This window comes from Kribbella sp. (assembly GCF_035655035.1).
Lineage (GTDB): Bacteria > Actinomycetota > Actinomycetes > Propionibacteriales > Kribbellaceae > Kribbella.
The window spans coordinates 1-9,535 of the sequence record NZ_DASRVN010000247.1; the positions used below are offsets into that span (position 1 = coordinate 1).

At 70.4% G+C, this 9,535-nt stretch carries 10 protein-coding genes; 9 read left to right on the forward strand and 1 reads right to left on the reverse strand.

What is annotated here, in order from left to right:
* From VFF46_RS14320 to VFF46_RS14345, 6 genes are all read left to right on the forward strand, one after another.
* The coding region (locus tag VFF46_RS14320; protein ID WP_325037603.1) for an EF-Tu/IF-2/RF-3 family GTPase at positions 1-418 on the forward strand (418 nt) is incomplete at its 5' end.
* A gap of 101 nt (positions 419-519) precedes the next feature.
* A complete protein-coding gene (gene rbfA / locus VFF46_RS14325; protein WP_325037604.1) occupies positions 520-963 on the forward strand; it encodes a 30S ribosome-binding factor RbfA in 444 nt (147 codons plus the stop codon).
* A gap of 8 nt (positions 964-971) precedes the next feature.
* On the forward strand, positions 972-1,871 hold the full coding sequence (truB, locus tag VFF46_RS14330; RefSeq protein ID WP_325037605.1) for a tRNA pseudouridine(55) synthase TruB: 900 nt from the start codon (positions 972-974) through the stop codon (positions 1,869-1,871).
* A gap of 62 nt (positions 1,872-1,933) precedes the next feature.
* Positions 1,934-2,797 carry an LLM class flavin-dependent oxidoreductase gene (locus VFF46_RS14335; RefSeq protein ID WP_325037606.1) on the forward strand — a complete coding sequence of 288 codons (864 nt, stop codon included), beginning with the start codon at positions 1,934-1,936 and terminating at the stop codon, positions 2,795-2,797.
* 5 nt (positions 2,798-2,802) lie between these two features.
* The gene (locus tag VFF46_RS14340) at positions 2,803-3,792 is read left to right on the forward strand and encodes an acyltransferase domain-containing protein (protein ID WP_325037607.1); all 990 of its coding nucleotides are present in this window, start codon (positions 2,803-2,805) and stop codon (positions 3,790-3,792) included.
* A gap of 13 nt (positions 3,793-3,805) precedes the next feature.
* A complete protein-coding gene (locus VFF46_RS14345; protein ID WP_325037608.1) occupies positions 3,806-4,702 on the forward strand; it encodes an NAD-dependent protein deacetylase in 897 nt (298 codons plus the stop codon).
* Positions 4,703-4,742: 40 nt separating this feature from the next.
* Here the strand turns inward: VFF46_RS14345 and VFF46_RS14350 are convergent, their stop codons facing one another.
* Positions 4,743-5,747, reverse strand: a complete 1,005-nt coding sequence (locus tag VFF46_RS14350; RefSeq protein ID WP_325037609.1) for an SGNH/GDSL hydrolase family protein — start codon at positions 5,745-5,747, stop codon at positions 4,743-4,745.
* Between the two features lie 128 nt (positions 5,748-5,875).
* On the opposite strand from VFF46_RS14350, the gene VFF46_RS14355 reads away from it, so the two are divergent.
* The 3 genes from VFF46_RS14355 to VFF46_RS14365 all read left to right on the forward strand — a co-directional run.
* Positions 5,876-6,838 carry a bifunctional riboflavin kinase/FAD synthetase gene (locus tag VFF46_RS14355; RefSeq protein WP_325037610.1) on the forward strand — a complete coding sequence of 321 codons (963 nt, stop codon included), beginning with the start codon at positions 5,876-5,878 and terminating at the stop codon, positions 6,836-6,838.
* A 116-nt stretch (positions 6,839-6,954) separates the two neighbouring features.
* A complete protein-coding gene (rpsO, locus tag VFF46_RS14360; RefSeq protein WP_171670133.1) occupies positions 6,955-7,227 on the forward strand; it encodes a 30S ribosomal protein S15 in 273 nt (90 codons plus the stop codon).
* Positions 7,228-7,498: 271 nt separating this feature from the next.
* Positions 7,499-9,535 (forward strand): polyribonucleotide nucleotidyltransferase (locus VFF46_RS14365; RefSeq protein ID WP_325037611.1); only part of this gene is annotated, 2,037 nt, incomplete at its 3' end.

A 9,535-nucleotide genomic window follows, 5' to 3' on the forward strand; every position in this document is an offset into this window, starting at 1 on the left:
GGGCAAGGCCGGTGACCTGGCCGAGCGCGAGGGCGTGGATGTCCGGTACTACTCGGTCATCTACTCGGCGATCGACGACATCGAGGCGGCCCTGAAGGGCATGCTGAAGCCGATCTACGAGGAGGTCACCCTCGGCCAGGCCGAGATCCGGGAGATCTTCCGCTCCTCGAAGGTGGGCAACATCGCCGGTTGCTGGGTGACCAGCGGGCTGATCCGCCGGAACGCCAAGGTCCGGTTGATCCGCGACGGTGCGGTGATCGTCGAGAACGGCGAGCTGTCGTCGCTGAAGAGGTTCAAGGACGACGCGTCCGAGGTCCGCGAGGGCTTCGAGTGCGGTCTGACCGTCAACAACTTCAACGACATCAAGATCGGCGACGTCGTCGAGGCGTTCGAGCTGCGCGAGAAGCCGCGCAGCTGACAGGCAGGTGGTGCCCCTGATCCCAGGGGCGCCGGAGTAACGTCCGGAGAGGCGCAGGTCGCCTCTCCGGACGTTGTTCATGATTGAGGGAGTGAGCCCTGATGGGTGAAGCAAGGGCGAAGCAGCTGGCCGACCGGATCCAGGTGCTCGTCGCGGAGCTGCTGGAGCGCCGGGTGAAGGACCCACGGCTCGGGTTCGTCACGGTCACCGACGCCCGGCTGACCGGTGACCTGCGCGAGGCCAGCGTGTTCTACACGGTGTACGGCGACGAGCAGGCGCGCGCGAACACCGCGGCCGCGCTGGAGTCGGCGAAGGGCCTGATCCGCAGCGAGGTCGGCAAGGCACTGGGCCTGCGGCACACGCCGAGCGTGGCGTTCTTCCTGGACGCCGTACCGGAGAACGCCGGCCAGATCGAGGAGCTGCTGGAGAAGGCGCGGATGGCCGACGCCGAGGTGGCCAAGGCCGCCGCGGGCGCGAAGCCGGCCGGCGACGCCGATCCGTACAAGCGGCCGCACGACGAGGCGGACGACGAGGACGAGGACTGAGTACGGCGTTGACCCCGGACTTCACGCCCACGTCCGACGGGATCGTGGTCGTCGACAAGCCGGGCGGCCTGACCTCGCACACCGTGGTCGCCCGGATCCGCAAGCTGGCCGGTACCCGCAAGGTCGGGCACGCCGGGACGCTGGACCCGATGGCGACCGGCGTGCTGATCGTCGGGATCAACCGGGCGACCCGGCTGCTCGGGCACCTGCAGCTGGCGGACAAGTCGTACGACGCGACGATCCGGCTCGGTTCCACCACGACCACCGACGACGCCGAGGGTGAGGTGCTGGCCACCGCGCCGCCGGATCGGGTGGCCGGGGTGACCGCGGAGGCGATCGCGGCGGCCGTCGACGGGTTCCGCGGGGAGATCTCGCAGGTGCCGTCGAAGGTGTCCGCGATCAAGGTCGACGGCCGCCGGGCGTACGACCGGGTGCGGGCCGGCGAGGAGGTCGAGCTCAAGGCGCGGACAGTGACGATCTCGCGGTACGACGTCCTGGACGTCCGGCCGGACGCCGACGGGATCTCGGTGGACGTCTCGGTGGACTGCTCCAGCGGGACCTACATCCGGGCGCTGGCCCGCGACCTCGGCGCCGAGCTCGGCGTCGGCGGCCACCTGACCGCGCTCCGGCGTACTCGGGTCGGCTCGTTCGGCCTGTCGGTGGCGCACTCGCTGGAGTCGCTGGCCACCTCGTTCGACTGGCTGCCGATCGCGGACGTTGCCGGCGGCACCTTTCCGCGGTACGACGCGGACGACGCGCAGGCGGCCGCGATCCGGACCGGCCGGCCGTTGCCCGGGCTGGACCTGGCAGCCGGGCAGACCGCGATGTTCGCCCCGGACGGGACCTTCCTGGCGCTCTACGAGCCGCACGGCCCGGTCGCGAAGCCGACGGCGGTCTTCGTCGGCTGAGAAAGCCGGCTGAGAGAACTGGCTGAGAGAACTGTCGGTGGGCCCGGGTAGCGTGCGGTGGCATGAAATACGGGTTCGTGATGGCGTACGGCGATGCGCGGGACGCGGCCGAGCTGGCCGTGATCGCGGAGCAGCACGGCTGGGACGGGTTCTTCGTCTGGGAGTCGATCTGGGGGATCGACGCCTGGGTGATGCTCGGGGCGGCCGCGATGACGACGGAGCGGATCCGGCTGGGCACCATGCTCACGCCGCTGCCGCGCCGAAAACCGTGGGACGTCGCGGGGCAGGTCTCGACGGTCGACAACCTGAGCAACGGGCGGGTGATCCTGTCGGTCGGGCTCGGGGTGACGGGCGAGGACCGGTTCTGGCTGTTCGAACAGGACCCGGGGCGGAAGGTGCGCGCCGAGCTGATGGACGAGTCGCTGGAGATGCTGCCGTACCTGTGGCGCGACGAGCCGTTCGAGTTCTCCGGGAAGCACTACACCTCCCGCAAGGTCCCGGAGCTGAACCCGCCCGCCCCGCCGCCACCGGTGCAGCGGCCGCGGGTGCCGACCTGGGTCGCGGGTGGCTGGCCGAGACCGAAGTCCATGCGGCGTGCGGCCCTCCAGGACGGCTGGCTGCCGAACTACGCGCCGATCGTCGCGCCGGGTGAGCCGCCGGGCGAGCTGACCCCGGAGCACCTGGCCGAAGGCGTCGCCTGGATCCGCCGGGAGCGCGCGGCGCACGGTCTGACCATGGACGGGTACGACGTGGTCGCCGAAGGCACGACCGGCGCCGACGACGCCCGGGCCGCTGACACGGTTCGCCCGTGGGCAGAGGCGGGCGCCACCTGGTGGATCGACGCCGACTGGTCGTCGTTGGACCAGGCAGTCGCCCGCGAAGCCGCCGAGCGCCGCTTGCGCGCCGGACCACCCCGGGTCGACTAATGACCGTGACAGGATCCGATGCCGACGTGGCACGGCTCGCCGCCGGACTGGGGCTGACCGGCGACGCCCTCGCGTACTTGCGCGTGCTGGCCGAGATCGGCCCACCACCCACACCCGTCGATCTGACGCGGTGGACGTCGAGTGAGGTGCTCGCCCAACTCGGGCTCAGCCCGGAGGATCAGCGCGACACACTCGCCAACCGCCCCGACCCGGAGCGTGACGCCGAGCTGTGGTGGTTGCTGGAGCGCTGTCACCACCAGCTCGTCCAGCACATGGGGACCACCGGCCCGCTGCCGCCCTGGCCGGACCTCCCGGCCGCGACCGGTGCCGTCGGCCGCTTCCTCTACGTCTGGGCGTTCCTTGCCACGCTTCCCGCCGTACGCCGGTACCACGCGGACCGCGGCATCACCGACGCCGACTCGTGGCCGATCCTCGCGGTCCTCGGCGCCCAGATGGCGAACCGCCGCGACCTGTACGGCGAGGGCGGCCTGCACACGCAGAACTGGGTGACCCACCACTTCCGCGGCGCCATCTACGCCCTCGACCGCCTGCACTTCGAACGGCAACGCTGCTGGTACGACGCCACCGACCAGAACGGCCCCGCGCCCGGCGAACCCGTCCTCGGGCTGCACATCCCGGAGGGACGCCTCACCCCCGAATCGGTCGACGCGGCCCTGGACCGGGCCCGCGACTTCTTCCGAACGCACTACCCGGACGAGCAGTACCGCTTCGCCACCTGCGTCTCCTGGGTCCTCGACCCGCAACTGACGGAGTACCTGGCGGCCGACACCAACCTCATCCGCTTCCAGCAACGCTTCACGCTGTTGCCCGAGACCGACAAGGACGACAGCGCGACCGTCGTCGAGTTCCTCTTCAAACGACCGCTCGCCGAGCTCGACTCGTTGCCACGCACAACGACTCTGCAACGCGCGGTCGTCGACCACATTCGCGCCGGCCGGCCGTGGCGCTTCCGGACCGGCTGGTTTCCCCTCTAGGTACGCTGGAGGGGTGCGTTCTCGTCCGACATTGGAGTGGGCCCCGGGCCCCGAGGTGCTGGCGTTGGAGCCGGGGGTGACGGACGTCCGGCCGGTCGCGGAGGTCGTCGCCGGCGGGGGAGTCGTCGTACTGAGCGGTGCCGGGCTGTCGACCGAGTCGGGGATCCCCGACTACCGCGGCGAGACCGGCAGCCTGCGGACGCACACCCCGATGACGTACGGCGACTTCGCCGGGAGCGAGGCGGCGCGGCAGCGGTACTGGGCGCGCAGCCACCTCGGCTGGCGGACGATCGCCCGCGCGCACCCGAACGACGGGCACCGCGCGGTCGCCGCGCTGCAGGCCCGCGGCAACCTGAGCGGGATCATCACCCAGAACGTCGACGGCCTGCACCAGGCGGGCGGCGCCCGCGACGTGATCGAGCTGCACGGCAACCTCGACCGGATCATCTGCCTCGACTGCGGTACGACGTCACCCCGCGAGGTGCTGGATCGCCGGTTGCGCGCGGCCAACCAGGCGTTCACGGCCGAGGCGACCCGGATCAACCCGGACGGCGATGTCGAGCTGCCCGACGAGGTGGTCCGCACGTTCACGGTGGTGCCGTGCACGGTCTGCGGCGGCGTACTCAAACCCGACGTGGTGTTCTTCGGCGAGAACGTCCCGAAGCACCGCGTGCAGCGCTGCTACGACCTGATCGACGACGCGAACGCCGTACTCGTCCTGGGCTCTTCGCTGACCGTCATGTCCGGCTTCCGCTTCGTCCGGCACGCAGCGAAGGCCGGTACGCCGGTGCTGATCGTCAACCAGGGCCTGACCCGCGGTGACCCGTACGCGACGTACCGGGTGAATCTTCCGCTCGGTAAAGCCCTCACGGAACTGCTCGCAGAAACCACCGGGCCGAGCCACGCGTGAGGTGGCCCGGCCCGGAGTCCGCGGTACGGATTGGAAAGGGTCAGCGTTGCGCGCTGGTCCGTACGCGGTTCTTGGAGGCCTCGAGGGCCAGGGGTGATGCTGCGGCCTGCTTCGCCAGTGCGCGGGCCTTCGCCGCCCAGGTGGACTGCTCGGCCGCGGTGACGACCGGCGGCTGCCCGGTCAGCGTCTTGTAGGTGAGCGCGGCCATGCCGGCCTCACCCTCGAAGCGCGGGTGGTAGTTCAGCGCGCGGAGCAGGTTGATGTCCTTGCCCTGGATCCACGCCTGGCCGTCCGGCGCGCAGGCGTCGTGCCCGGTGGACGGCCCGAAGGTGTCGACGTACGTCGCCCCGCCGGCGGCGGCCGCGTTCGAGACGGCCGCGTTCAGCGCCTGCTCGATCGAGTACAGGTAGCTGTAGTCGCCGTCGGCGAACGGCAGGATCGACGGACAGGTGCCGTGCTCCGGCGCGATCTTCGGGTACCCGACCAGCACGATCGTGGCCTGCGGCGACCGCGCCCGGATGCCCTGCACGACGATCGCGATCCGGGTCTGGGTCTGCTTGATCTTGGCCAGCAGCGTGTCCACGCCGTTGACCGTGAAGTGCGCCTTGCACGGCGCGCCGGCCGGATCGGAGGCGCGCAGCCCGGGGCAGGTGCCGATGATGTCGCCGAAGACGCCGAAGTCGTTCCCGCCGATGCCGAGCGTGACCAGGTCGGTGTCTGGGGTGAGCGCGTCGAACTGCGGCGCCGCGGTGCCGAGGATCGTGTTCTGCGGCTGGGTCATGTTCGTGGTGTCGGCCCCGCCGCAGCTGACGTCGGTGAACCGGTGCACGCCCAGCGCGGCGGCGAGCTGCTTGGGGTAGTTGCTGTACGAGCGGGCACAACCGAGCGACAGCAGGTCGGCCAGCGGCACGAACGGCGCCGACGTGTACGAGTCGCCGAGGGCGACGTACCGCGTGAATCGTGGCGCCGCCGAGGCTTGAGCAGCCGGTAGACCACCCAGCAGTACGAGTGCGGCGCAGGCCGCGACCAGACGACGTAGCTTCACGAGACCTCCCCAGGCTCAGCAGTGCCACAACGGGCGCGGCCCACACTAAGTTGAGTCACTGCCCGATTACAAGGGGTGATTCCCGACCTGATGCATGCGTTCGGTACCGGACATGGAATCCTGCTGCCATGCGTGTCTGGCACGGATTGGACCAGGTGAGCCCGGAGTTCGGGCCGACGGTGGTCACGATCGGCAACTTCGACGGCGTGCACCGCGGTCACCAGGAGGTGCTCGCGCACGCCCGCGCGCGGGCGGCGGAGCTGGGCGGACTGCCGGTGGTCGCGATGACGTTCGACCCACACCCCATGCGGGTGCTGCGGCCGGACCACGCGCCGCTGGCGCTCAGCGGCCCGGAGCAGCGCGCCCAGCTGCTCGGCGCGGCCGGTGCCGACGCGGTGCTGATCCTCCCGTTCACCAAGGAGGTGTCGAACTGGTCGCCCGAGGAGTTCATCGAGCGCACGCTGGTGAACGCCCTGCACGCGAAGGCGGTCGTCGTCGGCGAGAACTTCCGCTTCGGGCACAAGGCCGCCGGCCACGTCGACACCCTGGTCCAGGCGGGAGCGCAGTACGGCTTCCAGGTCGAGGGGCTGAGCCTCGCGGGGGACGAGCAGCCCTGGTCGTCGACGTACGTACGGCAGAAGCTCGCCGACGGTGACGTCGAGGCCGCGGCGGAGGCGCTCGGCCGGCCGCTGCGGGTGACCGGCGTGGTCGTGGAGGGCGACAAGCGCGGCCGCGAGCTCGGGTACCCGACCGCGAACATCCCGGCCGACCCGGGTGCCGCGGTCCCGCAGGACGGCGTGTACGCCGGCTGGCTGACCGTACTGACGCCCGCGCCCGGCGCCCCGGCGTACCCGGATCCGCTGCCGGCCGCGATCAGCGTCGGCACCAACCCGACGTTCGACGGCCTGGACCGGCGGGTGGAGTCGTACGTGCTGGACCGCGACGACCTCGAGCTGTACGGCGCCGAGGTCGCGATCGACTTCGTGGCCCGGCTGCGCGGCACCCAGATCCGGTTCGGCAGCATCGACGAGCTGCTGGTCCAGATGAAGGCCGACGTGGACGGCGCCCGCCGGCTGCTGGCAGGGGATTAGGGCGCCGCGTCCACGGACTGATACGCTGGCTGCTGCCGTCTGAACGGCCGCGGACAGAGAGTGCTCGGGTGGAGAATGCCCCGGTGCGCCGCGCAACGGAAATCGAGAGGACACCTGTGTCAGCTGTTGACGCTGCTACGAAGAAGAAGATCATGGGCGAGTACGCCCTGACCGAGGGCGACACCGGGTCCCCCGAGGTCCAGGTCGCGCTGCTGACCCACCGGATCAGCCACCTGACCGAGCACCTCAAGGAGCACAAGCACGACCACCACAGCCGTCGTGGCCTGCTGCTGCTCGTCGGTCAGCGCCGCCGGCTGCTGAACTACCTGGCGAAGAAGGACATCAACCGCTACCGGTCCCTGATCGAGCGGCTCGGTCTGCGCCGATGACGTCGCGAGGAGCGGCCTCCCGATTCCGGGTGGCCGCTCTTGGCGTATCCGCACGCTGATGCGGAGCTAACTGAATATCGAGTAGGAAAGACGAAACGAGGCGACGCGAAGCGCGTGGCGGGAGGACGACCGGTCCTCGGTAGTGGCTTTCGGGTTCAGCAGTGAGCAACCCGCGGGCCTCGATCGAAGACCGGCACCCCGGAAGCTCGCGCCTCGCGGTCGTCACACCGTGAGAGAGGGGTATCCCGTGTCGGGATCCACAAGTGCGCCGATGGACGGCGCCGAATTCGCTGAGGCCGTCGTCGACAACGGCAGCTTCGGCACCCGCACCATCCGCTTCGAGACGGGCCGTCTGGCCCAGCAGGCCGCCGGCTCCGCCGCGGCGTACCTCGACGGCGACACGATGGTGCTGTCGGCCACGACGGCCAGCAAGAAGCCCAAGGACCAGTTCGACTTCTTCCCGCTGACGGTCGACGTCGAGGAGCGGATGTACGCCGCGGGCCGGATCCCCGGCTCGTTCTTCCGCCGCGAGGGGCGGCCCTCGGAAGAGGCCATCCTGACCTGCCGGCTGATCGACCGCCCGCTGCGGCCGTCGTTCGTGTCCGGCCTGCGCAACGAGATCCAGGTCGTCATCACGGTCCTGGCGCTGAACCCGGACAAGCTGTACGACGTGCTCGCGATCAACGCGGCCTCGATGTCGACGCAGCTGGCCGGCCTGCCGTTCTCCGGCCCGATCGGCGGCGTCCGCGTCGCGCTGATCGAGGGCCAGTGGGTGGCGTTCCCGACCCACACCGAGCTCGAGGACGCGGTCTTCGACATGGTGGTGGCCGGCCGGGTCACCGAGACCGGCGACGTCGCGATCATGATGGTCGAGGCGGAGTCCACCCCGACCACCTTCGAGAAGGTCGCGGGCGGCGTGCAGGCGCCGACCGAGGAGATCGTCGCCGAGGGACTGGAGGCCTCCAAGGGCTTCATCAAGATCCTGGTCGAGGCGCAGGCCGACCTGGCCGCGCGGGCCGCGAAGCCGACCGGCGAGTTCCCGGTCTTCCCGGACTACGCCGACGACGCGTTCGCCGCGGTCGAGGCTTCCGCGAGCGAGGAGCTCGCGCAGGCGCTGACGATCGCCGGGAAGCACGAGCGCGACGACGCCACCGACGCGGTCAAGGCCGCCACGGTGGAGAAGCTGGCCGCCGACTTCGAGGGTCGCGAGAAGGAGCTGTCCGCAGCCTTCCGCTCGCTGACCAAGAAGCTGGTCCGGCAGCGCGTGCTCAAGGAGAAGGTCCGGATCGACGGCCGCGGGCTGACCGACATCCGGCCGCTGAAGGCGCAGATCGGCGTGCTCCCGCGGGTGCACGGTTCGGCGCTGTTCGAGCGCGGCGAGACCCAGATCCTGGGTGTCACCACGCTGAACATGCTCCGGATGGAGCAGCAGCTCGACACACTCTCCCCGGAGACGCGCAAGCGCTACATGCACAACTACAACTTCCCGCCGTACTCGACCGGTGAGACCGGCCGGGTGGGTTCGCCGAAGCGCCGCGAGATCGGTCACGGCGCCCTGGCCGAGCGGGCCCTGGTGCCGGTGCTGCCGTCCCGCGAGGACTTCCCGTACGCGTTGCGTCAGGTCTCCGAGGCGCTCGGCTCGAACGGTTCGACCTCGATGGGCTCGGTCTGCGCCTCGACGCTCTCGCTGCTGAACGCGGGTGTCCCGCTGAAGGCCCCGGTCGCCGGTATCGCGATGGGCCTGATCTCCGGTGAGCTCGACGGCAAGACGCAGTACGTCGCGCTGACCGACATCCTGGGCGCGGAGGACGCGTTCGGCGACATGGACTTCAAGGTCGCCGGTACGAAGGACTTCGTCACCGCCCTGCAGCTGGACACCAAGCTGGACGGCATCCCGGCCAGCGTGCTGGCCGGCGCGCTGACCCAGGCCAAGGACGCCCGGCTGACGATCCTGGACGTGATGGCCAAGGCCATCGACGCGCCGGGTGAGATGAGCGAGTTCGCGCCGCGGGTCATCTCGGTGAAGGTCCCGGTCGACAAGATCGGCGAGGTCATCGGCCCGAAGGGCAAGATGATCAACCAGATCACCGAGGACACCGGCGCCGACATCTCGATCGAGGACGACGGCACGGTGTACATCGGCGCCACCGACGGTCCGTCGGCGGAGGCCGCCCGGGCCGCGATCAACGCGATCGCGAACCCGACCATGCCGGAGAAGGGCGAGCGCTACCTGGGCACGGTCGTGAAGACGACCAACTTCGGTGCGTTCATCAGCCTGCTGCCGGGCAAGGACGGCCTGCTGCACATC

What these genes read in the sequence shown, in the direction of transcription:
- rbfA (WP_325037604.1), top strand. Translation starts at nt 520, where the DNA reads ATGGGTGAAGCAAGGGCGAAGCAGCTGGCCGACCGGATCCAGGTGCTC.
- VFF46_RS14335 (WP_325037606.1), top strand. Translation starts at nt 1,934, where the DNA reads ATGAAATACGGGTTCGTGATGGCGTACGGCGATGCGCGGGACGCGGCC.
- VFF46_RS14355 (WP_325037610.1), top strand. Translation starts at nt 5,876, where the DNA reads ATGCGTGTCTGGCACGGATTGGACCAGGTGAGCCCGGAGTTCGGGCCG.